Origin of the sequence: Romboutsia lituseburensis, from assembly GCF_024723825.1 — a bacterium.
GTDB lineage: Bacteria > Bacillota > Clostridia > Peptostreptococcales > Peptostreptococcaceae > Romboutsia_F > Romboutsia_F lituseburensis_A.
The window spans coordinates 3636449-3663074 of record NZ_JANQBQ010000001.1 but is presented as its reverse complement, the minus strand read 5'-3'; the positions used below and the strand labels follow the sequence as shown (position 1 = coordinate 3663074).

Here is a 26626-nt window from a genome sequence, read left to right as displayed (position 1 = left end):
AATTCATGCAAAAAGGATGCTTAAATAAAGGCATCCTTTTTGGTGTATTACAATATATAAAAATACTTTTGTTTAAATATTTATTTATATTTCTTTCTTTCATCATAGCTTGATAGAAAAACACCTTTGCTTAATATATTTAGCTTGGAATTTAATATATCTATTACAGTTTGAATTACTCCTATAGTATCAAAATTTACAGTTCCAACTATTCTTTGTTCTATCAAAAGCTCATAATATGAGTTATAAATTTCTTTTATTGGATATATTCCTATTGGAGCGTCTACATAAGGATTTATTGACGTATTTACAGTTTTATTAGGAGTGTATATAGAATCTAGATAATCTTTAGGTCTCTTGGATATATCTATTAAATATTTACTTTTCCCACAGTTAACAGAAACCTTATAATTATCTTTAAACTTCGATGTACAAGGATTGCTATTATTAAAATTCTCGTGATTAAATATATCTACTAATGTTCCATTTTCATACGTATAAATAACCCCTATTTCAAAACCTCCACTACCTCCATATCCTCCTCTTACCATAATCTCAGATTTCTTATCTCCTGTAAAATCCGCTGTAAAAAGTTGTATATTATATCCACTATAGGGAAATTTAATGCTAATTGGCTCAGAATTTTCTCTATTTAATACTAACTCAACATTATCTAAGTAATTACTATCTTCATATGGATACGCTCCTAATAATATTACTTTATCATTAGAGTGTTCACCTGTTACATTTGCTTCTTTAGTATCAACTACAGTCTGCTTACTTTTATCATTCATAGCTTTTCTCCCTAAAAATATGTCTTAATAATATATGTATGATATTTATTAGGATGTAGTTAATATCTTTTCATAATTATCTAATCTATTTTTATTTAGAAATAATTAGTTCTAAATCACACTCTCTTAACTTTTCTAATATATTTATATCAAATATTTCACTTGTAATTAATCCTGTCAAATCGCCCAACCCTGCAAATGTATAATTCCCGTCTCTATTAAATTTATTGATTTCACTTAGAATATAACAACTCTTGCTTGCTTTTAGTATAGCTTGTTTTGTGATACCATCTTCTACCTCACATGTAGATACACTATTATCATATACATCAATACCTGCTACTCCTAAAAAAGAAATATCAAATTTAAATCTACTTATTAAATCTATAGAAAATGCGCCTAAGAATCCATCCTTATGTTTATTAAACGTTCCACCTATAAATATTAGCTTTATATTACAATCAGTTGCAAATAACTGCATAATTTCTATCATATTTGTAACTACTGTTACAGGTAAATCCTTCTCTAATATTATTTTTGCTAATTCAATATTTATAGTAGATAAACCTAAGAAAATAGTATCATCCTCTTTTATTAATGATACTGCTTTTTGTGCTATTTTTTTCTTTTCTTCTAAATATACGCTTTTTCTAGAATCTAAATGAACATTATGAACATTTGTTCTAAGAAAAACAGCACCACCATATGTACGCTTTAAAAGCCCTCGTTTCTCAAGCGCTGTTAAATCTTTTCTAATGCAATCCTCCGTTACATTAAATTCTTCACTCAATTCTTTAACTTTTACCTTTCCATTTTGATTTAACTTTGAGATTATCTTATCATGCCTTTCTTCAACAAACATAATACCCTCCTTATATTTAGATTTATCATTATCTATATTTCATAAATTAAATTGTAAAGTTTTTTATAAGTTGTTTAAAATTTTTATAAATAAATTAATCTAAACCTAAATTTCAGCAATATTTTATTATTATTAACATTATTAAATAATATCATATAATATGTTTTATATACCTATTAAGCTTAATTTTTTATTATTTTTTATTATTTGTATATATTTTTTATTGTTTTTTATTATTTTTTATTGATTTTATATTTTAATAATAATATAATAGTAAATATATAAGACAGCGTTATAAGATAATACTTAGCGTTATGTTTTATATGTATTTATTTTCTATTAGTTTATTACTTCTAAAAAAGCTATTGGAAAATATCCAATAGCTTTTTATTATTATTTATTTTAATTTTTTAACTAATAATTAACTCTTCTTTTCCATGAATAAGATTAGTAATTAAATCATTATATAAAGTATCTATATTAAACTCTTTACCCTTTTTAGATATATATCCATTTATATAATCAATCTCTGTATAACGTCCATTTTGAATTAAATCTTGGTGCATTGAAGGATAATGCTCACCAGCTTTACTTGGATCATAAGTACTTTCTACTAATCTTGCTACTTCCTCAACATCCAACTTTACGCCAAATTCATTAGCGACATCACTAAATTCTTTTATTATACTTCTAATTATTCTAGGGGCTTGTTTTAGTTTACCAAACTGTTTTATATTACAGTCTAAAATAGTACAGCTACTATTTATAGCTCCATTTACACATGCTTTTCGCCATATTGATAATAATACATTTTCGCTATATATGGCATTAAGCCCTGCATCATTAAATATGTCGCAAACTTGTCTTGCACATTCTTTCATTTCAGGATCAATGTTTTGTATTTCTAAATTTCCACCACCAGAAAGTTCAACATGACCTGGACCTTTTAAAGAAGCCGTCCATAAAGTAACTCCCATAAAAATATTTTTATTATCAACATATTTTTCAATAGTTTCATTATGTCCTAATCCATTTAATAAACATAAGACCTTTGTATCTCTTCCTAAAATACCTCTTATAGACTCCAACATAAACTCTAATCCCATTGACTTAGTGAATAAAATAACTAAATCAGGTGTTTCTGTAGACATTTCAGGTAAAACAGCTGGTATTTTTACCTTTTTTATTAATCCGTTGTCATTAACAATTAAACCTTTTTTATTTATAGATTCTACATGTTCGTTCCATGCATCAATTAAAATAACTTCATTTCCTGCTTCATGTAACATATATCCAAAACGTGAACCCATTGCTCCGGCTCCAACAATTGAAATTTTCATTCCTTACCAACGCTCCTCTCCAGTCAATATAAATATGTCCTCAGTAAGTTTAAATTTTTAATAGTAACATTACTTATTCGTTTTTGTATACAATTAAATAAGCAATGTTACTATATCATAAACTTGATAAAAATTACAAATATTAATAACAAGCTACAAATTAATAAAAAATACCTTTATCTAAATTTAACTTTAACTAAAGGTATTTTTTTATTAATTTTCTATATTTTTTATAATTTTATTAAGATAAAGTATTAGAATTTTTAATTTCTAATTCATAAAATATATATTAAGTATTTTTAAGTTTATTGTAAATATTTGTAAAATGATAACTTAGTTAAAATCTATAACATTAGCATCTTTTATATATTCTTCTATTATAGATTTACTAAGATTAAAGTAACTTATACATTTGTCTATTATTGCTGCATCACTACTAACGACTCTATCTAAATTTTCTAAGATAATATCTGCATTATTAACTAACTCAACCTCGATATCCATTTTCCAGTTTTCAGCTAACTCTAATATTTTATATTTTAAATTCCTAGAGTTAGAAACTGGTGAATCTAAATAAAATTTTACTGAGCTACAACTATATTTTTCTAGAAAAATACCAATCAAATTTATAGCTTCTTCTGTTTTGTCTATAATTTTATATGTACCTCTAAGACCAGCTAAATCTCTAATATTATCATCACTACCCCTAATTAAAGTTCCTTTAGATAAGGCTACCTCTATTGTTATTATTAAGTTAAATCCATCTATATGTATAGTTCCTTGACTTATTTTATTTATAAGAAGTCTTTTAGATTTTCTTATATTATTTTTTTCATAAGGGCTTACAGACCTTTTTATTGCATCTCTTTGTCTATTAGTAAATTGATATTTATTTGATACAAAGTTTACTAAAGGATCTATTTTGTAATCTCGATTTAATAACCACTCTATTTCTTCTTTTGCTTTTTTTAACTTTTTTAATTCTTTATCATAAAATAATTTTTTATCATTTATATCATATCCTCTTTTTGCTGCTTTACTCATATAATATACCCTCCTTATTAATTTATAGATTTCCCTTATGTAGTTATTTCTAATAGTTTAATTTAATAGCAAATCCTATCAAAACTGACGTTAAAAGTGTTTTTATCTACATTTTCATTTTAAAAACCTATTTTAATTTCCCAGGTAATTGTTCTGTTGTCTAATCCTATACTTTTATTTACTTGTAATAATAGATATATTATATAAAAAATATTTTAATTTATTTTTCAATTTCCCAGTATGATGGTCTTTCTAACGATTTTGGTAATTTCGTTTTATAATTACCTCTTGCTGTATTTATTTGAGATTGAGTAAGGAATATAGCATCTTCAAGATTAGATCCTCTAATATCTGCATCTCTTAGGTCTGCACCTATTAGATTTGCCCCTTTTAAATCTGTATTTTTCATATTTGATGCTATAAGTAATGCACCTGCAAAATTTGCACCTATCAAATTAGTATCTGTAAGATTAGTGCCTATGAAATCATATCCTAACTTTAAATTTTTTTTGTCTTTTGAATTATTTATTTTATACTGCGCTATCTTATCTTTTACAATTTCATTTGTCATTCTTAAAATAGAGTTAACTTTTGTTCTATATTTTTCAATATCTATATTCATTATAGAATTTGCATCAAGTTTTGTAAGTTGGTCTATTTCTTGAATTCTACTATTTAGTTCATCTTTTATATTTTTATTTGAGACAAATGTTAATGCATCACCTAAATACCATAACATTTCATGAAGTTGTCTCGTAATTACAAATACTTCAAACATCTGATTTTGTAAATCTTTAAATTCTCTCCAATCTTTACCTTTAAATGTTAATTGTGCTACTTTTTGCCCTGCTCCAAAACAATCATATGCAGTACATCCTTTTAAACCTTTTTTTCTAAGATTTTTATGCTCTGAACAAGTAAAACCTGATTGTAAATTAATACAAGGAGTACCTACTTTTTTATCATTTGGAAAACCATCTGTTTTAGAAAAATATAGTGCAACACAGCAAAGTCCAAAACATTTTTCACAGTTAATTTTTAGCTCTTTTAGTGTTTCATTATTATCTGTATCTCTAATAGTTTTTCTCATATATATTTCTCCCCTAGTATCTTTAATTTAAGCCATGAAAATTAATTATTTTCCAATAAAATATTAATCTAATTTTTATTTCAACTGATTATTATTATATTACTACTTTAAAATTCATACAAATTTTTCATACAAATAAAAGGATGAATTTCTTTTATTTTTTAGAAATTCATCCTTTTTATATAAAAAACTTAATTAGTATTGCTACTATACTTATATGCACCTATAAGTGACTGTAAAAGATAAAGGTTGAGTTCTACTGTCATAATTAAAGCCACTAATAATCCTATATTTTCATAAAATACTATCCCTATTATACTTGTGAAAAGTAAACCTACACCATAGGTTATATTAATTTTAGCCCATGTATTTGATCTAAAATATGATATAAATTTTTCTGTAGTTTTTATATTAAACGAGAATTTTACTTTTAAGGCTTTATTTACTTCAATTTGTATCAATCCTAAAGCTATTAACACTACTCCCCAAATTAATATACTGAAAAATAAATCCATCCTAAAATCCCCCCTTTAATATTTGTTTAGCTTTATATTTTCCTATATAAATATTATTTATATCCTATCTATATTTTATACATTCTATACCAGTTGCTAATATACCTTTCGTAGGTATTTTTAATTTAATTAGGTATTTTTTTCTGGGATATTATAAAGAATTAATTTCTTTTCTTAAAAAAGAACTTACTTCTTTTGGATTTTTTAAAACTACTATTTTATCTTTAAATTCATTTTCTATTTTTTTATAATCTTTTACTTTTTTAATAGTTCTACCGCCATAAAGAATCCACCAAATAAACTCTAAATCAAATTTTTCTATGCATCCATTTGCCATATCTTCACGAGTTGTATTTTTATACTTTAGATATCTATTAAATGCGCGATAAATACAAATTCTTCGTGGAAATTTAAGAAATATTATTCTATCAGCTTGCTTTAATCTTTCTCTTTGAAAAAAAGCACTATAGTTTCCATCAATTACCCACGAATTATTTTTCATAAATTGTTTTACTATTTTACATCCATCTGATTTATCACGTTCAACCCAATTAGGTAAAAAATTTATTGTATCTAGAAATAAAACAGGTATGTCATAATATATTGAGAGTTCTTTTGCAAGTGTAGATTTTCCACTTCCACTATATCCAATTATAGCAATTTTCATATTAAACCTCCTATTTATTTGTATCTTACACTATTTTATTGTAAATATAAAATTACGCTCTAGTTTTGCATTTACTTATATAATTCAAATAACTGGTTTTCATCAATTAAGAATACATGATCATCAATACGTTTTGTTGTTCCAATTGCAGAAATATATTTCGGACGATTAATCATAAAATTAGTTTCTGAAGTTTCATTTTCTATAAAATAATCTACTGTTAAAATCTCATCTACTGCAAGGCCTATTAATTTGTTTTTATTCATAATCACTACAACCATATCATGATAATGATTCTTAAAAATATTTTTAGTATCATCTAATAATTCAAGCACTTTAGACATGTATTGTTTTTCTGCTTTATCAAGTAATTCTTCTAAGTGTTTTTTTCTAGTTTCTTCATTATGTTCCTTCTTACATTTTTCAACTTCTATTGCTATTTCATGGAGTAATGTATGTGGTGAATTTATCTTCTTCATATGAAAATTAATGCTTTGTATATCTGTAGAGAAATTATCATACCACTTTCCAAATGCACATTGATGAGGGTCTGTTGTTAATGTAAATTTCCTATTTTCATCAACTGAATTTTTTAACTCATTTACCCAACGAATATGATCATCCTTTCTATTGTCTATCATCCCCTTAAAATCTTCATATTCCTCATTAGATGACTTGCATCCAAATAGATTCCTCATACTAATTATAGATACTATTTCATCCCTTAGTTTCATAATTCCTAGTTCACAGTCACCTTTTTTTTGTATAGGAGTTATATCATTTGGAAGTTCAGTTAAGGTAACTGTAACATTACTATCAATTGCATATAGATTATTAGCTACTCTAAATATAACATGAGGTAATACTTCTTCATTTATCATAATTAAAATTCCTTTCATACAGCTATATGAATACCTATTAATATCATATACAGTATAAGTATTCATAATTGCCTTTGGTTTTATATTCTATTTAAATTAATTAATCTACTAAATTATACCAAATAATTTAGAAAACAAACTACTATAAATTTCATTAAAATAAACTTTTACTTTATATAAATAAATGCTACAAAATAAATCACTCTAAAATAAAACCATTCAGGCCTAATCCATTTTAAACCAAAAATAAATATGCTAATGTAACATTGATAAATTAATTTAATATAAAAAATCTAATAAATTTGAAGAACAATATCTTGATGAAAATATAACTGACTTTTCATACTCAGCTATTGAAGAAAGATTAGATTTATATGATGCAATTGATTTATTAGATGAAAAATATAGAACTCCAACAATATTACAATATTTTTATGGCCTAACCATTCAACAAATATCAGAAGCCACAAAACTAAAGAAAATACTGTGAAAACAAATATAATGAGAGCTAAGAAAAAAATCTATGATATTTTAATGGAGGAAAATTATGAGTAAGTTTGATAATATAAAAATTCCTAAAAATATAAAAGAAGAAATAAAAAAACTATAAAAAAAGCTAGTCATCTAAAATCAAAAAATAAAAATAAGTTTTTAAAATTTATAACTTTAATAATTCTATCAATCTGTATTTTTGCTTGTGAATTAAATTATTCTATAGCTGAAGGGACAACCAATTTACATAACTTTATTAAAGGTATTACCTTAAATCCTAAAGAAGATTATTCTAATTATACACAATGTATTAATTTAACTGAAACATTAGGAAATATTGATATTACTATTAATGAAATTGTCTATGATGGACATAAAATTTATTTTATGTATATGGTTAAGTTTAAGAATATGCTGTTGCGCCAAACAAATAACGGATTTTACAAAGACAAACTCGATCTAGAATCTAGTTTAATAATAAAAAACGGAACTGCTACTGAGAAATGTAATACCATTACTGGATATATAGATGATTATACATATAAGGCTATGAAACCTTATGATTTAAATTTTAAAGGAAAAAAATCACCTAATGCACTTGAGGCTAATTTATTAGTAGATATAATATATATAAACGAATCTAATTCTAATACAATGTATAAAAGGTCCATTTGATTTCAAATTTAAAGAATACTGAAACTACTATAAGATTTAATAAAATCTATGACAGTATTGTAGCTGAAAATAAATTTAACCTAGGATATTATAGTAAAAATGACTATATCATAATACGTTTTATTGATTTTAAAAATCAAGAAGATGAAAATATAACTGAGTTTTAAATTTTTCTGAATAATCAGTTACAGTAAATATAAAAGCTATCTCAAAATATATATTTCGAGATAGCCACTTTAAATAGTTTCAATATAATTAATCAAGCATTCTTTTTACAAATCTATATCCAATCATTGATATTATAAAGGTTACTAGTGATATAAATATCACACCACTTGTTTCTGTAATTGTAACGGTAGAACTTTGCCCATTATCTTCAATCATTTCAGTTAATGTTGATATATGTTTAAATTTAATAGTTAAATATAATATTGTACCTATAAAAATAGATAATAACAGTGATGTCAGTATATGTTTTCCTAAGCTCCAGTTATTAAACATTTAAGATCACATCCTTCTATTTATAGACTTTTTAATTTACTTAATTGAATCATTAAATAATTCTTTTTGAAACTCTTTATTATTAATATATGTTATAATTCCTGTATGTAATTTTTCTTGTTCATTCAGTAAATGTTTATCCATAGTTGTTTTTATTGTTCCACTTTCCTTATCATTATAAAATACTTCTAAAATTTTATTTTTATCTTTTAGATATTTGACCATAAGTGTTTCATCATTATTTTCAAATATATACTCTTTTATATTTAAATTTATAGGTGAATTTAAGCTTTCTTGGTATTCTTGTGAAGATGCTTTATCACCTATTAAGCTACTAATTTCTACTATATCTATACTGTTGTTTTTAGCTATATTATTAGCGATTTTATTATATATTTTATCCCATTTTCCTTTATCATGTTGTAGTTTATTAGAAATATATTGATGAGTTTTTATATTATCACTTATTAGAGTAAACATAAAATCATCTTTACTAGAATTTTCTTTATTTTTTAGTTCAGACTCCCTATCTTGATAGGAGATTGTAACTTCATTATTATTTTTCTTTATAGAATACAAAGGCTGAATTTGCTCTTTATTATTAAAATTTGAATGTATAATAACTAACTTTTCATTTCTATTTATAAATACATATGGTTGCTGGACATAATCACTTCCATCTATATTTTCGCCCTCCATTCTAAATGCTTTATCTTTTGTATATTCATATCCTTGTAATAATTGTTTTAAATATTTGTTGTCTATCTCTTCATTTTTCAAATTTTTTTCAACAATTTTAAAATATGCATCCTTTAAGGACTCTGCTTTTTCTGCCCTTGATTGTGAACATCCAACTAAAAATATGATTGCTATGGATGTCACAAGTAAAATTATTCTTTTCATATCTTCTTCTCCCTCTTTACAATGTGAATATAATTGTATGTCCAAATATATATTACCACTAAATTAAGTTTTTGTTATAAATATATTTTAATATATAAAAAATTTTATATTAAATACTTCTTATATATTTTTATTTTTTATATACATAATTTGTATTATGTATACTATTATAAAATTATGTGCTTACTAATTCCCATTTATTATTTTATTTCACACAAAAAACCTCTTACTTATTTATAAGTAAGAGGCTTTTATTTTATTAATTTAATCCAAAAAATTCTTTATCGTCATATTCAAAATTAAATTTTTCTAGTGATTTATTTCCACCTTTTAATTTAAAATGAGCCATGAGTGATTTTAAAATCTGAGCTTGTCCACTTAATTCTTCGCTACTTGCTGCACTCTCTTGCGCCGCATGAGAACTTGTTTGAACTACTTCTGAAATTTGATCAACACCTAATCTTACTTGAGCTATAGCTGTTGCTTGTTCTTCATTTGCCTTAGTTATTTCATTAACTACAGCTGATGTTCTATTCGCAGTTTTAACTATTTTATTTAATGACTGTGCAGTATTTTCTAAAATTAAATTTCCATTTTCAACTGCTTTAATAGAATTTTCTATAAGATCTGATGTGTTTTTTGCTGCCTCAGCTGATTTTGCTGCTAAATTTCTTACCTCATCTGCGACTACTGCAAATCCTTTACCTGCACTTCCTGCTCTTGCTGCTTCCACAGCTGCATTAAGTGCTAATATATTTGTTTGGAATGCTATATCATCTATTGTTTTTATTATTCTTCCTATTTCACTTGATGTAAATGATATTTCATCCATTGCTTTTATCATTTCTTTCATTTGTTCATTACCATCTCTAACTTGGCGTCCTGCATTTAATGTTAATGCATTTGCCTTCTTAGCATTTTCAGCAGTATTATTTATTTTTTCAGATATATCTATAATAGTTGATGATAATTCTTCTATGGCACTAGCTTGTTCTGTTGATCCTTGAGATAACATTTGTGACCCATTTGCAACTTGCTCAGATGCAGATTGAACTTCCTCTGATGATGCATTTATTTGTGCCATTGTTTCACTTAAATCATTAATAATTTTATTTATAGATGTTTCTATATTTTTAAACACACCTATATATTCTGCTTCAGGCTCTACATCAAAATTACCTGATGCTACTTCACCTAAGATCCTAACTGTATCATGTATTATTGCATTTACTTTTTCACTCATCAATCTCATGCTGTCTGCTAATTTTCCAAGCTCATCTTCTGATGTATATTCTATGTTAACATCAAAGTCACCAGCTGACATTTGATTTGCGCATTGCTCTAATTCTTCAATTGGATTTTTTAGTATCTTTCCTATATAAATACACATAGCAACACCAGCTGCTATTACAGATATACCTATTGCAACAGATATTATCCACGCTCTTTTTGCCTTAGCTTTTAAATCTGTATTTTTTTCTTTTATAAGACCTTGTGTATATTCATAAAGTTTTTCTGCCTCATTTAGACACTTACTACTTACAGTTGCATATTGACCATTGTTGCTAGCTATCATTTCAGATGCTTCTTGGCGCTTTCCAGATTCTATAAGTGTAAAAACTTGCATACTTTGATTTTTAAGTTCATTTATAGATCTTTCTATATTATTTGCCAACTGATTTACTGTTTCTTCATCTTTGAAATCATTTCTAATAGTATTTACTTTTTTATACATTTCATCTAGATCTTTATTAACAAAACTTTTTAACTCTACTGGATTTGTTGAAAGAATCCCTTTAGTTATATTTTTTTCAACAGAAACTATATCTTTTTTTATTTGCATAGATAACACGGTTAGTTCATTTGATTGTTCAGAAAAGCTAGTACTTGCCTTTACCCCTTTTCTTAATTTCGCTAAGGAATTAGCACCTGCAAATACTGACATCAATATAAGAATTAAAAATGCTACACCTAGTTTTTTCCCCACTTTCCAATTTTTCATGTCTCTTTCTCCTAACTATTTCTTTATTGTGCTTTTGTTTAATATACCCTTACTTTTACTGCTTATAAATTAGTATTTTATAGGATTATATATTTTTATCTAATACTACCTAATTTTAGATTTTTATAAAATAACCTTTATAGTTATTAAACTGCTCAATATACTATAGATGTGTATAAAATACTTTATCAAAATGATAATTTTTCTAACCTTATTGTATTTACCATTTATTTTCAATTTTAAACAATATTTTATAAATTTTTATTTAAGTACGTAATAAATATATTAAACTTTTTTAAATAGTAAAATTGGCATAAAAAAATAGTTATACAATATATAACTATAATTTTAATATTTTTTGTATTTAGATTTTATTTTCTTATTAATAATATCATTTAAGTGAAACTATTGCTATAAAAATTGCATTTTATATAAATAATGTTTTTTAATGTAGATTTTGTAGAAAATAACTACCTATTATATTTATAAGCACAAAAAATTACAGGTTTAATTGATAATTCCAAGCTAAATTAAAAATTTTTTTCCATCTTACTACTATTAATATAAATTTTATGTGTAATAATTGTATACTTTAATTTAAATTTAAATTAGATATTTTTTATAATTTGTATTAATAAACAATAAAAAATATATTTTATGTAAATAATATTTTTTATTATAGACACTAAAAAAATTATATTGTATACTTTATACATAGACAACAAGAAATGACACAATATGATATGGACATTAAGTATCAGACACTTTGAGTAAGATATTTTAATTTTATCTTACCTATAAAAATTTAACTCTTTAATATAAAATATATAAAATTACTTAATTATCCCCTTTTATAATTAGTATTTTTATAATCCCCAAACCTCTTGAAAGACTGCATCGGAAGCAGTCTTTTTTTGCTTATTATAGATACAATTTAGCACATGTTCTAACAAATTTTCTTAATCTTTAAAAATAAATATTACAACATTAATAAATACTATAAAATTTATAATCCTTATCTCGAACTTTTTATTACCTCAATAGTAATTAAATATATATATCTACTATATAATATTTTCCGTCTTTTTCTTGTACTACGACTTCTTTATCTTCTTCATGTATTTCTTTATTATCTCCTGTTAATTTAAATTTGACTTTCATAAAATCAAGTTTGTTTTTTTTATCATGTTCAGCTATTATTTCAGTCTTTATATCTATATCAGGTTTTTTATTAGAGTAAAGCTCTTTTAAATTTGTAATTTTTTCATCTAGAACATAATTTATAAGCCCTTCATCTTCTATCTTTGCTGACATTTTTATAAATTCTTCATACTTTTCATCTCCAGGTTCGCCTGGAGTATTTTTCTTATAAAATTGATAGTTGCTGTTTAATTCTATAAGCTCTCTAGCTAAATAGTCGCCCCTATCATTAAAGTAATTAAGCGCTTTAATATTATTTAAATCTGGACTAAAACATTTTTTAGCAGTCTTTGCATCAAAGCTATATAATGCATTTATATAACTCACTATAACACCTTCTTTAGATGAATTTTGATTATTAAATATATATTTTGGAACCATTTTACCTCCAAATTCAACTACAAATCCTAATAGAACACACAATAAACATATTATTATTATTTTTAAAAAATTTAATAGTTTTTTCATTTTATAATTGCTCCTTAAATTATAACTTCAAGATTATTATAATATAGACATAAAAAAAACTTTGTCTAACAATGTCTAAACCTTAAAATAATATATATTTTTAATCATTTGTTTTTGAAATATTTTTTTCATCTATACATCATATAATTAATTCTCTAGTAAACAAAATAAGGTAGATAAGAATTAGAATTCTTATCTACCTTATTTAATAAATATTAATAGTTTTGTTTAAAATTTTACGTTATATTAATATATTAATGCTACTCATTACCAAAAAAATTTTCAGTATCAAAATAGTTATTCATATTTTTTAGTTTAAACTTATCTATAAGATCTTTTAACATCTGCGCTTGGCTTGATAATTCTTCACTCGCAGCAGCACTTTCTTCTGCGGTTGCTGAATTTGTTTGTACAACTACAGAAATTTGTTCTACTCCAACATTCACTTGGCTTATATGTTGTGCTTGTTCATTACTTGCATCTGCTATTTTTTGTATAACTTCAGCAGATTGTTGAGCTCCTTCTACAACATCATCTAACGATTTTGCAGTTTCAGATACTATTTGTGTTCCATTTTCTATTGCAATAAGAGCCTTTTCTATTAATTCTGCTGTATCTTTAGCACTTTCTGCTGACTTTGCTGCTAAGTTCCTAACTTCATCTGCAACTACTGCAAATCCTTTACCAGCAGATCCTGCACGTGCAGCTTCTACCGCTGCGTTAAGTGCTAATATATTTGTTTGGAATGCTATATCATCTATATTTTTTATTATATTTCCTATTTCATTTGATGTTTGACTAATCTCATTCATAGCAACTATCATCTCTTGCATTTTAGTTTTTCCTAAACTAGTTGCATCACTTGATTTAATAGATATTTCTTTAGCTCTAGCTGCATTTTGTGCAGTTTTGTTTATGTGTTGTGAAACTTCATTTATAGTTGCAGAAAGTTCTTGTACTGAACTCGCTTGTTCCGTTGCTCCTTGAGAAAGCACTTGCGCTCCTTCAGATACTTGGTCTGATCCTATTGCTACTTGTTCTCCTGCCATATGTATTTGTGATAAAGTGTCGTTTAAGCTTTCTATTATTTTGTTACTAGCTACTAGCATTGGGGTAAAGTCTTTTGCAAACAACTCTTCTGTCTCTTCACTGTTCATATCTATATCTAAGTTTCCATTACTAATTTCAGTAAGTAAATATATCAATGTATTTATCATATTTCTAAGATCTGTTACTATTTTATTAGTAGCATCTGAAACTAGTCCAATTTCATAGTTAATATTTGCACTAGGAATATCTGAATCTAAATCACCTTCTGCTAATTTTTCTAATCTTTCACTACATTCTTTAAGTGGATTTCCTATTATATTAGCAAATCTTCTACCTATTATAAATGCAGCAACTATAAATACTGCTCCTAGTATAATAGTTATTCCTATTGATGCATAAAGTTCTCCAAAGAAATCATTTTTTTGAACCATTATACCTAATCCCCAGCCATTGGTATATTTTATTGGTGTATATCCTAATAGCCAGCTTTTACCTTCTGCTTTGAAATGAGAATTTCCAGTTTCTCCACTAATAAGTTTTGTATCTACTTCTGCATATGGTATAAAATCAGGATTTGTTTTTGATAATTCTATAACATTTTCTTTTCCTACTAGGCTATTATCTTCATCTGCTATTGTAGTACCTTTGTTATTTATAAGATATGCGTAGCTATTACTACTTACAGTAATATTTTCAACTATTTCATTTAAGAAGTTTTCATTTGGAACAAAATAAACTACACCAACTATTTTGCTTCCAGATACTCCATTTTCCCAAATTGGTGCCGAAGCTACAAATGTAGTTTTACTTGTAACTTTACTTATAGTTGGTTCACTTATATACTCTTTACCAGCTATAGATGCTTTAAAATAATCTCTATCTGAATAATCATTATTATCAAAATAACTAACTCCATTTATATCTAAAATATTTCCTCTTTCAAATCCATATAATTTCACTTGATTTTCAATTATACTTTTCTTTTCTTCAATAGTCGCTTTAGGATCTGATAGTTCTTTCATAAATCCAGTTTGAACTGCTGCATGTTGAATGACTCTAATTTTCTCCGAAACATTTTCTGATGCTTGATGTGTAGTTTCCATAATAGTTTTACTTAGAACATTATTTGCTGTTTTGTAGTTTAAAAAACTTGTAGTTGCTCCTAAAAGTATACAGCAAATAACTACCATTGAAACTATTATAAAAGTAAGTTGAGCTTTAATACTTTTTTTATTATTTTTGTCTTTTAGCTTGAATTTTAATTTCATTGCTATTCAACCTCCTTTGTTTACATAATTTTTAAAATAGAAATATAATTTAATTTCTTTTTCATGCTAATGAAACATTTTATAACTTTATTTTAAAACTGATTCTCTTAAGTTAAATTAGAGTTCAGAATAAAAACAATAAATTATAATATAAAAAATCTAGCTTAGATAATATAATACATTTTATGTAAAAATATTTATCAAGCTAGATTATATAAAATCTATCTAACTAATCTGTCTATTATGCTAACAAGATTAGCTATCTCTGGCTTAGTTATTTGCTCATCTGCACCAAGTTCTTTTCCTTTAATGTATATTTCTTCGCTTATTAATGATGAGAATAAAATTAATGGTATATCTTTTAATATACTGTCTTCCTTAACTAACTTAGTTAATCTATGACCATCCATTAATGGCATTTCAATATCTGAAACTATACATGAAACATGATTTAAAATTGGGTCACCACTAATTTTAGCTTCTGATAAATAATTCCATGCTTCTTGTCCATTATCTGTTTTAATAGTATTTTTATATCCTGCTCTATGTAAGCAATCAACTATCATTTTAGAAAGTAGCATTGAATCCTCAACGATTAATACTGGCTTATGAGAATCTTGACGTTTCCCTAACATATCTATTTCATCGTACTGTATACTAGATTCTGGGCTTATTTCAGCTATTATCTTTTCAAAGTCCAATATAGTTACTAGTCTATCTTTATACTGAGCAATACCTGTAGCAACACCTTCATCTCCACCATATATTATTCTATCTGGCTTTCTAATTTCTTCCCATGAAACTCTACCTATACCAACAACATTCTCTACATGAAATGCAAAACTTAACTTGTTGAAATGAGTAACTATGAAAATATCATGAGTCCCTTCACCGGTTCTTGGTATGTTTAGATACTTAGCTAAATCTATTACCGTAATTATTTCATCTCTAGGTTTAAATACACCCTCCACTACTGCATGAGAATTTGGCATTTTCTTTACCTCTTGAGCCATAAGTATCTCACGGACTTTTGCTACATTTATACCAAATGACTCTCCTGCAATCATAAACTCCATTATTTCAAGTTCATTAGTTCCTGATTCTAAAAGTATTTTTGTCTGACTTGTGCTTTCTGCAAATCCCATAATCAACCTCCTATAATATTTAAGTTTCATAATTTAAAATCTATATTTTTATAATACGTCAAAAAGTTCAAAAACTATAATAATTGTTTACATTAAATTTCATTTTTTATCAAATTTTTCTTTTTTACTTTAATTTAATGTCTATAGCGAATTTTGCTGTATCCAGTATTGTTAAGTGTATTTTTTGTGTTTTATAAGTTTATTTGTGTTTTTTTATAATATTTTCTCTAACGATTTTACCTATTTTTAACAATTTGTTCTATAAAATAATGCTACAATTATACTAACTAAATAAAAAGGGGGCATTAGTATGAGCAATAAGGATAGCGCAGCTATCAACAACAAAAAATTACCTAAAGGTGCTTATGGGGGAGTCTCTGGAAAAGATTATGTACCTTATGTAACAGACAAATCTAAAACAGGTGGAAATGCTGCTGTACTTATAATAGGTCTTGTATTAGCATCTGTTTTTGCAGCATCTACGGCATATTCTGGTATGAAAGCTGGTCTTACTGTTGCTGCAGGTATTCCTGGTGCAATTATAGGTTCTGCGTTTGTTGCTGCTTTTGCAAAGCAAAAAGGTATCCTTGGTAAAAACTTAATTCAAGGTATGTCAAGTGGTGGAGAATCTGTTGCTAGTGGTTTAATCTTCGTGTTACCTTCTGTTATCTTGATTGGTAGCGATTTTACGTTTTTTGAAGGTTTACTAGTTGGTGTTGGTGGTGTTCTATTTGGTATTGGTGCAGCATCACTTGTTCATAATTACTTAATTGTTGAAGAACATGGTAAACTTGTTTATCCTGAGTCAATGGCTATATCTGAAACTTTAGTTGCTTCAGACACTGGTGGTGACTCTATCAAGTACATGGGAATAGGTTTTGGAATAGGTGGAATTATAACTGTTATAACTAGTTCATTCTTGAATTTAACTAATAATGTAATGAGCTTTGTAGGAAGTAAAGGGTATAAATGGAAGTTTGATATGGAAGTTAACCCATTGCTTTTAGGAATAGGTTTTATAGTTGGTCTCGAAGTTGCTTTAACAATGTTTGCTGGTTCTATATTATCAAGTTTTGGTATAACTCCTTTAATAGGATACTTCACTGATATGGCAAAAGACGGTGTTATGGTATGGAATAATCCTTCTATGCAAATAAATGAAATGACTGTTCAAGCAATATCTAGTAGTTATGTTAAATATATAGGCGCTGGTATGATGTTATTCGGTGGTATAATAGGTGCTATAAAACTTATACCAACAATAATAGCTTCTGTTAAGGAAACTACTAAGGCTAAAGGTACTGGTGGAGAAGGCTCATCTATGCAAATAATGATATTATTAGGTGGAGCCATTGTAGGATTTATAGCTGCATTTATAATATCTGGTAATATAGCTATGGCTATAATAGGTGCTATACTATCACTTTTATTATCTTTATTGTTTGTTATAGTTGCTGGACGTTTAACTGGTACTATAGGTACATCTAACCTTCCTGTTTCTGGTATGACTATAGCGTCTTTAGTTATAGTTACATTAGTATTCGTTATAATGGGATGGAAAGGTCAAGCTGATAATAAATCATTACTTTTATTTGGTTCTTTCATAGTTGTTGCTATAGCAATAGCTGGAGGATACTGCCAATCTCAAAAAGTTACATACATAATAGGTGGTAACAAAAACGAAATGCAACGTTACTTTACTTTAGCTAGTATAGTTGGTGTTGTTGTCGTTGTTGGTACTATGTTAATTCTTTCTGAACAACTTAAAATAACTGGTGATAACCCACCATTTGCACTACCTCAAGCTAACTTAATGTCAACGCTTACTTCAGGTATAATGTCTGGTGATTTACCATGGGTTATGATTTTAGTTGGTATATTTATGGGTCTTGTTTTATACTTCCTAAATCTACCTATAATGACTGTTGCAATAGGTTTCTATTTACCAATAGCAACAACTTCTATAATATTAGTTGGTGCATTAATAAGAGTATTAGTTGAAAGAACTGCTAAAACTGATAAAGAAAAAGAAGTTAAAGTTGCAAATGGTATAAGTTTATCTTCAGGTCTTGTTGCTGGTGGTTCTATATTAGGGCTTATAGGAATAGTATGCCAAGTTACAGGTGTTGTTGGAGGAAATACTCCAAGTGGATTCGCTGCTGGTAATGGAATGGCAGTAGTTTTACTTGCTGCTTTAGTAATCCTTACAATTATTCCAATTATGAACTCTAAGGTAAAAGAACATGACTAATGATGATGTATTAAATTTGATTTTTAAGATTTCAGACGAAATTAAATTTGAAGTTAATGAAAATCAAATTGTAACTGTGTTAGAAAAACAAGATCATTTTATACAAAGATTTTTTAGAAGGTTGAAATTTAAAATACCTATGTATAAAAGAACTGAACTTGATAAGTACGGTAGCTTTGTATTCTTACAAATTGATGGAGAGAAAACAGTTGAGGAAATAGGTTCAAAACTAGAGCTTAAATATGGTGAAGAATCACATCCTCTTTATGAAAGATTATTACTATTTTTAAATCATATTGAAATCAATTGTAATTACATTAATAGAATAAATTAAATAATAAATAAAAGTGGATACCTAAATAGGTATCCACTTTTTATGTTTTATAAAAATGATTTTCTCTCAAATTTTATTTTATCACCATCTTTTATAGAAAGTTCATTTACTCCTACCTGTGCGTCTTTATCATTTATGTAAACATGCCAGTAATCAGATTTACTATCTTTTAAATTAATTCCATCTACTTGTATAAGCATATTATTTTAAACTAAGTATCCATCTTCATTTGAGATAACTTCACCTAAAAATTTTTATCTGTTTTTATTTCATAACTTTTGTCTACCTTATCTGATTTAGAAATAACTTCTATCTATATAGTCTTGCTACCGTCTATTATATCTTTATTCTTAATAGCATTTAATCCACTAAATGCTATTAAAAGTACTAAAATAGCTACAACGGATAGTACAATTTTTTTGTTCATTTAAATTTTTTACCTATACAATATTTCATTGATTTTTATTAATGTTAAATTCATTATATCATATAGATTTGAGCATTAATATAAATATTAATGCTCAAATCTATATCCAACTTTAAATATAGTCTTGATATTATTTTTTAATTTTAATTTTTCTCTTAATCTTTGTACATGTATATCAATAGTTCTTGTCTCACCTATATAATCAAATCCCCATACTTTATCTAATATTTGTTCTCTAGATAGTGCTATATTTTTATTCTTTATGAATAATGCTAATAGTTCAAACTCTTTTAAAGTTAATTCTATTATATCTCCATCTAATTTAACTATTCTTTTATCTAAGTCTATTTCTATATTATTTATTTTTATTATATTTTCATTTTTATTATATCTTCTGGCTACTGCCTCAATACGTGCTAGCAATTCAATACTTTCAAATGGCTTTACTATATAATCATCAGCACCTAATTTTAATCCTTTTACTCTATCTGCTACTGAACTTTTCGCTGTAATAAATATAACAGGAACATCTTTTTTCTTTATATGTTCGATAAGTTCAAATCCATCTATCTTAGGTAACATTACATCTAAAAGGACTGCATCTACATTATTTTTATCAAATATCTCTTTAGCTTCTTCCCCGTCTTGGGCAACCATAACATCATACCCTGCTATAGTTAAGTTTATGTCAATTAAATCTCTTATTGCTAAATCATCTTCTACTACTAGTATTCTCATTACTTCCTCCAGTGATTAACTCTACATTAAAATTTATTATTTTAAAATTTCTATAGAATTTACATTTTCAACTTTTCTAAAATATATTATTTTTTCATCTTTATAATTTATATCTATTTCATACAAATATGAATTATCATATTTATCATTAACTATTAATACTGTCCCATAATTATCGCTATAATTTAAATAAACACTCATATTATCTATATTTAAATTTAGTGATTTTAACAATGGAGTCATTATATCCTTTGCTTTATTTATGTTTATTGCTTCATAATTTTTTTTATATACTTCATCAAAATTAAAATCTTCAACTACTATTGATTTTATATCTCCATTATCAGCTAGTATATTACAGTAATATTTTTGCTCCTTATTATTATCAATCCACATTATATACCATTCATAGCCTTCTTCTGACTCATACAAATCTATAGTCTCAGATATTTGATCTCTATCTAAGTTTACACCAAATCCATCTTTTAATACAGATAAACCTCTAGAAATAGCTTCTTCTCTAGTTGTATAATTTACGTTTTCTAATTCTTTTGTTTCCTCTTTTAATACATATTTTTCTGAGTACAATACATTATTATTATATTTTTCAAAATGAATATTAGTTATAAATATTAAAAATATCAATAATATAGATATTAATCCCACTATTTTAAAATTAATTTTCATCTTTTATATTCTCCATATCTAATATTAATGTAACTGTTGTTCCTTTATCTAACTCACTTTCTATATCAAATTCTATATTGTTAGATATACAAATTTCTTGACATATAGCAAGACCTAGACCTAAATTTTTACTTACTTTAGCTCTTGATTTATCTACCATATAAAATGGTTCTAGTACTTTATCTAAATCTTCTTTTGAAATCCCAAATCCTTCATCTACTATTTTCATTTCATATTTAGTATTATTATAAATTTTACCTACTATATTTATTTTGGAATTATTCTCTGACGCTTTTATTGAATTATTTAAAATATTCGTAATCAATAATATTGTAAGTTGCTTATCTCCATATACCATGGCATTTTCTAAATTTACTACTATATTCATATATTTATTCTTTAATTTATATTCTATCGACTTAATAGCATCTGAAATTATATCTTTGACAAAATTTATCTCATTTTGATTTTTAACTTGTTTATTTCTAATCATTATTAGTTTTATAAGAGATGTACTTAGATTTTCTAGACGTCTACCTTGAGAATTTATATAATCTAAAGATTTTAATCTTATTTCTTCACTTATATTACCTTTCAATAGCAAATCAGAATATCCTATAATAGATGTAATTGGAGTCTTCATTTCATGAGTCAAATTATCTATGAACCTTTGTTTTTGCTCATTCATAATATTTAACTCTTTTATTTTATCCTCTATTTCTTGCATCATTTTATTAAAGTTCTTAGATAATATACCAATTTCATCATTATTATATTCTTTTGCCCTTTTGCTATAGTCTCCCTTAGTTATACTGTTTGACACATTTATCAAGTCAATTATAGGGTTAGTTATATTTTTAGATATAATATACATTCCTATAGCTAAAAGAATTGTAACTACTAAACTTAATAGTATAAATAGTTCATAATTCTGACTTCTTTCTTCACTTATAAAATTTATATCTTTAGTTATTATAAGCTTATAGCTCTCAGAATCTACTTTAAATATTGATCCAATAAACAATAATCTTTTACCCTCTACTTCTCTAATTATAAACTTACATTCATTTATACTTGCTTTTTGAACTTCTTCCCTATAAGAATTTATCCCTAAATTTTTAGCATTTAAAATACTATTATTTTTATTATCAAAAATTTCTATATTTTCAACTCCAGAAATATCTCCATATATATAATTTTTTATCACACTTAGCAATATATCAGGAGAATGTCTAGATAGTAAATCAGCATTTAAATATATTGAATTTCTAATACTTTTGTATTCATTTATATAAGATACTATTGTATTTTCTAAATTTCTATTGTATATATTTTCTATTATTACTACACCTGCTCCATTAAACAGTATAATAAACAATATTATTGAGTAAAGAAATATCTTTTTCCATATTTTCATAACTACACCTACTTTCAACTGATATTTATGATACCATATTATTTATTTTTTAGTACATTATAAACCTATCTTAATTATAATATTTTACAACTTTGATACATCTATGTAACAATTATTAATTATCTTATTTCTATAATGTTATTTGTCATAAATAATCTAAAAGGATGGTTTTGAAATGAATTTTGTCAAAAATAAACATAGAAGAAACAAAGATTTAAGAAAAAATATATTATTTGCATTCATGATACTACTTTTGATATTTATTGTTTTCTTTAAAACAATTTTTATAAACGCTAAAAATAAAGAAACAGAAGTTGAAGTTCTTGCATTAAAGAACCAGGAATTACTGCAGTCAACAGATCCTATTATTAAAGATCTTGTTGATAAGTCAAAACAAAATAAAAAAGTTAATTTAATTTTAAATAATATTGATAAATACCCTGAGGAATTACTAAAGTTGGCAAGCAAAAATTCTGAAACAGTAGATTTTGTAGCCGACTATAGTAAATATCTATCATCTACAAAAAGTAACTCTATCTCAGTTGAATCTGATTATAAATCTGGTAAAATACCTTTATTTTCACAGTGGGATGAAAGATGGGGCTATGAAAAATATGGAGATGACTATTTAGCTATAGACGGATGTGCACCTACTTCTTTAGCTATGGTAGCTGTTGGACTTACTGGAAATACTACTATAAATCCTAAAGTAGTTGCTGATTATGCTTACGCTAATAATTTTTATATTAAAGGTGTGGGGTCTAGTTGGAACCTTATTTCTCAAGGGGTTAAATACTTCGGTTTAAAAAGCGAAGAGCTTCCATTAACAAAGTCTGCCATAATCTCAACTCTAAAAGATAAAAAACCTATAATTTTAACAGTTAAGCCTGGAACGTTCACTTCAACAGGTCATTTTCTTGTACTTACTGGTTTGACATCTGATGGTAAAATTAAAATAAATGATCCTAATAGTAAGATAAATTCTAAAAAAACATGGGATGTTGATGTATTTTTAAAAGAAACTAAAAATTTATGGAAGATAAGTCTTCTAAAAACTTAGGCATACGTCAAAACACTTCTAAAATTTAATAAAATTAAGTTCTAGAAGTGTTTTTATTAGTTTAACTTACTATTTCATAAATATCAGATAATTCAAGTTCTACACTTGATTTATCTATATCATAAAATTTTATATCCTGATTTTTAAAAATCTCATTAGGTAATACAATTTCAAATGTACTTCCCATATTTAAATTACTAAATACATTTATCTGGCCATTATGTAAGTCTATTATAGATTTACTTATGCTAAGTCCTACACCAACCCCTTCATTCATACGAGTTAAAGACTTGTCCACTTGAACAAATTTTTCAAATATAAGCTTTTTGACATTATCTGATATTCCAATCCCCTCATCTTTTACTCTTATATATACTTTATCTTTTTTTGATATTAAATTTACATAAATATTTTTATTTTTAGTTGAAAATTTTATAGCATTTGACAACAAATTTAGCAATACCCTTTCTATAAGCTTAGGATCACATTTTATAATATGTTCTTCTTCATTAGTATCAAATTCAATATTTATAGATTTAAGTTCTGCATATTTTACAACATCTAAAGTAACATTCTCAACAATAGATACTATATCGTAATTTCCAAATTTAGCTTTTAATATTTGAGCATCAATTTTTAGTACATCCATTACATTATTTATTAATCTTAACATCCTCTTACAATTTATCCTTAGAGATTTTTGATATTTTTGATATGATTGTTTAAATTCTTTATCATCTTTTAAACTAACTTTATCTAATAATTGGACTGTTGAGTAAAATATATTTAATGGCGTTCTAAGCTCATGAGATAGATTATATATAAACTGATTTTTTTCTTTATCATAAACCTTTAATTTCTCTAATTCTAACTCTGTACTTATTTCATCCGAAATATCCATGTAACTAACAACTATATCACTTTTATCTTCAAGTGTATTAATACGCTGTACTGTACAATCTATAGTCTTATATCCAAATACATTTTTTATTATACCTCTCCAAGTCCCATTTTCATTTAATAAATTTAATATATTGTAACTTTCATCAATATATCTTAATTTTTGCTTTAAACTTGATTCAATATTTTTAATATCAATATCATTTGAACTAAAATAATACTCTTTTATTTTTTTATTTGCATATTTTATATTTAAATCTTCATCACATATAAACATAAAGCTATGTTTATTATTATCCACTAAATTATAAAACACACTTAAATTTTCATTTAGCAATTTAGTTTTATATATATATATGTATAGTTCACAAAATACTCCTGCTATAACTATTAAAGAACTAATATATGTTATAGATACTGAAGTTAATTTTACATAAAATGATACTATATTAATACCATATATAGCATATACTGCTTTTAAAGCTAGCATAAATAAACTTGAACCTAATACTACAAATACATACTCACCTTTTTTTATACCTGTAGCAAACAAACTTATAAAGCTTATTATATAAATTATGAATAAAAATATATTATATCCTATAAAAAAAGTACTAGTTTCATCTAATCCACTAGAATTTAATATATTTTCTAAAAAACCAAATATTATTGAATAGATTATTACAAATACTATAGTTTCTTTTTTATTGTTCATTATAATATTTCTAAACTTATTATTTGGTGAAATTGTCAGTATAATTATAAAAACTCTAAGCAATGAAGTTGATATTGTAATATAACTTGAAATATAAAACTCTGTATCATAAAAACTAAAATAGTCAATATGACCTAAAGCAATTCCAACAGCTAATCCTAAATACATTAATGAAATAATAAATATACTGTCTTGTTTTAATCTATTATATGCCATTATACAACTACCAAAAGCTAAAGATGCTAAAATAGTATTGAAAAATCTAATAAAATATAATGTAGACTGTAAATGTGGTAAATTAGTCGATTTATTACAAAATATTTTTCCAATTAAAAGGGTAGATATTAGTAATACTACTGCTATTATATATTTTAGCATTTTATTTTCTTTTTCTATCAAATGCTTATTACTTAAAACTCTTATCACAATATATTCCCCCTATTTGTTACATACAGTAACATAAGTTTACATTTATTATAGCACTAAAAATATAAACATACGTTTACTATATTGTTACCAATAAATGTATATTAATTTTTATACCCATATTTGTTATTTTTTCTAATATTTAATTAATTTAATAACATTTTTATTAAAAATAACTATAAAATTTACAATAAATTCCAAACCTTTAAACTTATTGTAAATTTTATTCAAAGATCTCTATGTTATAATTAAATAAGTATAAAGGGGGGTTTTATGAAAAAAACTACAAAATATATCTTAATATTATTTTTATTGATATTATTAGGATCTTTAACATATTCTTTTAATCTATTGAAACCTAAAGCTCTATTGAATAAAAATGAGAAAACAACAACTAGTATAAATTTTCTAGATATATGTGTTGATAAAAACAAAAGACAAATTACTAATCCTATCGAAATTGAAAGTTTTAGAGTAAAAAAAGAAATCTATAATAAATTAAAGCATATTAAACTGATAAAAAGTTTTGATAAGTCTATTAACTCATACATATATCTTATAGATATAATCAATTACGCAAACCAATCAATTCCAGTTTCACATATAAAATGTTCTGAAAAGCTATTTAGTACTAATAAATATGGTTATCACTTAATAAACTCTAAAGATATATACGAAGAAATTATTAATTTAATTGAAGATAGTGTATAAATATATTGATGCATATTTTAATTTAAAATAAGCCTAGCTTTGCAATTTACAAAGCTAGGTCTA

The 26626-nt window shown here is 25.3% G+C and carries 25 protein-coding genes; 6 read left to right on the top strand and 19 right to left on the bottom strand.

Annotated features, from left to right (window positions below):
- Positions 1 to 80: 80 nt before the first annotated feature.
- The 8 genes from NWE74_RS17645 to NWE74_RS17610 all read right to left on the bottom strand — a co-directional run bounded on the left by NWE74_RS17645 (position 81) and on the right by NWE74_RS17610 (position 7193).
- Positions 81 to 794 (bottom strand): hypothetical protein, encoded by a 714-nt coding sequence (locus NWE74_RS17645; protein WP_258244279.1) that lies wholly within the window; start codon positions 792 to 794, stop codon positions 81 to 83.
- Between the two features lie 91 nt (positions 795 to 885).
- Positions 886 to 1656 carry a DeoR/GlpR family DNA-binding transcription regulator gene (locus NWE74_RS17640; RefSeq protein WP_258244278.1) on the bottom strand — a complete coding sequence of 257 codons (771 nt, stop codon included), beginning with the start codon at positions 1654 to 1656 and terminating at the stop codon, positions 886 to 888.
- 410 nt (positions 1657 to 2066) lie between these two features.
- Complete coding sequence (locus NWE74_RS17635) at positions 2067 to 2996, bottom strand: 2-dehydropantoate 2-reductase (protein ID WP_258244277.1); 930 nt, start codon at positions 2994 to 2996, stop codon at positions 2067 to 2069.
- Positions 2997 to 3329: 333 nt separating this feature from the next.
- On the bottom strand, positions 3330 to 4040 hold the full coding sequence (locus NWE74_RS17630) for a DUF434 domain-containing protein (RefSeq protein ID WP_258244276.1): 711 nt from the start codon (positions 4038 to 4040) through the stop codon (positions 3330 to 3332).
- A gap of 220 nt (positions 4041 to 4260) precedes the next feature.
- The gene (locus tag NWE74_RS17625) at positions 4261 to 5130 is read right to left on the bottom strand and encodes a pentapeptide repeat-containing protein (protein WP_258244275.1); all 870 of its coding nucleotides are present in this window, start codon (positions 5128 to 5130) and stop codon (positions 4261 to 4263) included.
- Positions 5131 to 5321: 191 nt separating this feature from the next.
- The gene (locus NWE74_RS17620; RefSeq protein WP_258244274.1) at positions 5322 to 5645 is read right to left on the bottom strand and encodes a hypothetical protein; all 324 of its coding nucleotides are present in this window, start codon (positions 5643 to 5645) and stop codon (positions 5322 to 5324) included.
- A 151-nt stretch (positions 5646 to 5796) separates the two neighbouring features.
- On the bottom strand, positions 5797 to 6312 hold the full coding sequence (locus tag NWE74_RS17615) for a DNA topology modulation protein (RefSeq protein ID WP_258244273.1): 516 nt from the start codon (positions 6310 to 6312) through the stop codon (positions 5797 to 5799).
- 71 nt (positions 6313 to 6383) lie between these two features.
- Complete coding sequence (locus NWE74_RS17610; RefSeq protein ID WP_258244272.1) at positions 6384 to 7193, bottom strand: CZB domain-containing protein; 810 nt, start codon at positions 7191 to 7193, stop codon at positions 6384 to 6386.
- Between the two features lie 606 nt (positions 7194 to 7799).
- Here NWE74_RS17610 and NWE74_RS17605 point away from each other — a divergent pair.
- Together NWE74_RS17605 and NWE74_RS17600 are read left to right on the top strand one after the other, a co-directional pair.
- Positions 7800 to 8360 (top strand): DUF4179 domain-containing protein, encoded by a 561-nt coding sequence (locus tag NWE74_RS17605; RefSeq protein WP_258244487.1) that lies wholly within the window; start codon positions 7800 to 7802, stop codon positions 8358 to 8360.
- A complete protein-coding gene (locus NWE74_RS17600; RefSeq protein WP_258244271.1) occupies positions 8357 to 8527 on the top strand; it encodes a hypothetical protein in 171 nt (56 codons plus the stop codon). The genes NWE74_RS17605 and NWE74_RS17600 overlap by 4 nt, the downstream gene beginning before the upstream one ends.
- Positions 8528 to 8615: 88 nt before the next feature.
- On the opposite strand, the gene NWE74_RS17595 is transcribed toward NWE74_RS17600, so the two are convergent.
- From NWE74_RS17595 to NWE74_RS17570, 6 genes are all read right to left on the bottom strand, one after another.
- On the bottom strand, positions 8616 to 8861 hold the full coding sequence (locus tag NWE74_RS17595; protein WP_258244270.1) for a hypothetical protein: 246 nt from the start codon (positions 8859 to 8861) through the stop codon (positions 8616 to 8618).
- Positions 8862 to 8897: 36 nt separating this feature from the next.
- Positions 8898 to 9764, bottom strand: a complete 867-nt coding sequence (locus NWE74_RS17590) for a hypothetical protein (protein ID WP_258244269.1) — start codon at positions 9762 to 9764, stop codon at positions 8898 to 8900.
- Between the two features lie 259 nt (positions 9765 to 10023).
- A complete protein-coding gene (locus tag NWE74_RS17585) occupies positions 10024 to 11766 on the bottom strand; it encodes a methyl-accepting chemotaxis protein (protein ID WP_258244268.1) in 1743 nt (580 codons plus the stop codon).
- A gap of 1047 nt (positions 11767 to 12813) precedes the next feature.
- Positions 12814 to 13434: a hypothetical protein gene (locus NWE74_RS17580; RefSeq protein ID WP_258244267.1), complete on the bottom strand. Its 621-nt coding sequence runs from the start codon at positions 13432 to 13434 to the stop codon at positions 12814 to 12816.
- Between the two features lie 260 nt (positions 13435 to 13694).
- Positions 13695 to 15752, bottom strand: coding sequence for a methyl-accepting chemotaxis protein (locus tag NWE74_RS17575; protein WP_258244266.1), 2058 nt, complete (start codon positions 15750 to 15752; stop codon positions 13695 to 13697).
- 221 nt (positions 15753 to 15973) lie between these two features.
- Positions 15974 to 16897: a chemotaxis protein gene (locus NWE74_RS17570; protein ID WP_258244265.1), complete on the bottom strand. Its 924-nt coding sequence runs from the start codon at positions 16895 to 16897 to the stop codon at positions 15974 to 15976.
- Positions 16898 to 17207: 310 nt separating this feature from the next.
- Between NWE74_RS17570 and NWE74_RS17565 the strand changes: the two genes are divergently transcribed.
- Entirely contained in the window at positions 17208 to 19148 is a 1941-nt protein-coding gene (locus NWE74_RS17565; RefSeq protein ID WP_258244264.1) for an OPT family oligopeptide transporter, read from the top strand.
- The gene (locus tag NWE74_RS17560; protein WP_258244263.1) at positions 19141 to 19482 is read left to right on the top strand and encodes a PqqD family protein; all 342 of its coding nucleotides are present in this window, start codon (positions 19141 to 19143) and stop codon (positions 19480 to 19482) included. Before NWE74_RS17565 ends, NWE74_RS17560 begins: the two co-directional genes overlap by 8 nt.
- Before the next feature lie 47 nt (positions 19483 to 19529).
- Here the strand turns inward: NWE74_RS17560 and NWE74_RS17555 are convergent, their stop codons facing one another.
- From NWE74_RS17555 to NWE74_RS17540, 4 genes are all read right to left on the bottom strand, one after another.
- Entirely contained in the window at positions 19530 to 19682 is a 153-nt protein-coding gene (locus NWE74_RS17555) for a DUF4430 domain-containing protein (RefSeq protein ID WP_258244262.1), read from the bottom strand.
- Positions 19683 to 19996: 314 nt separating this feature from the next.
- Positions 19997 to 20647 carry a response regulator transcription factor gene (locus NWE74_RS17550; protein WP_258244261.1) on the bottom strand — a complete coding sequence of 217 codons (651 nt, stop codon included), beginning with the start codon at positions 20645 to 20647 and terminating at the stop codon, positions 19997 to 19999.
- A 36-nt stretch (positions 20648 to 20683) separates the two neighbouring features.
- Positions 20684 to 21334: a hypothetical protein gene (locus tag NWE74_RS17545; protein WP_258244260.1), complete on the bottom strand. Its 651-nt coding sequence runs from the start codon at positions 21332 to 21334 to the stop codon at positions 20684 to 20686.
- Complete coding sequence (locus tag NWE74_RS17540; protein ID WP_258244259.1) at positions 21324 to 22751, bottom strand: sensor histidine kinase; 1428 nt, start codon at positions 22749 to 22751, stop codon at positions 21324 to 21326. Before NWE74_RS17540 ends, NWE74_RS17545 begins: the two co-directional genes overlap by 11 nt.
- Positions 22752 to 22926: 175 nt before the next feature.
- Between NWE74_RS17540 and NWE74_RS17535 the strand changes: the two genes are divergently transcribed.
- Positions 22927 to 23811, top strand: a complete 885-nt coding sequence (locus tag NWE74_RS17535) for a C39 family peptidase (protein WP_258244258.1) — start codon at positions 22927 to 22929, stop codon at positions 23809 to 23811.
- Positions 23812 to 23872: 61 nt separating this feature from the next.
- On the opposite strand, the gene NWE74_RS17530 is transcribed toward NWE74_RS17535, so the two are convergent.
- Positions 23873 to 25852 carry a sensor histidine kinase gene (locus NWE74_RS17530; protein WP_258244257.1) on the bottom strand — a complete coding sequence of 660 codons (1980 nt, stop codon included), beginning with the start codon at positions 25850 to 25852 and terminating at the stop codon, positions 23873 to 23875.
- Positions 25853 to 26125: 273 nt separating this feature from the next.
- Here NWE74_RS17530 and NWE74_RS17525 point away from each other — a divergent pair, with 273 nt between their 5' ends.
- Complete coding sequence (locus tag NWE74_RS17525) at positions 26126 to 26563, top strand: hypothetical protein (protein WP_258244256.1); 438 nt, start codon at positions 26126 to 26128, stop codon at positions 26561 to 26563.
- The last annotated feature ends 63 nt before the right edge of the window (positions 26564 to 26626 follow it).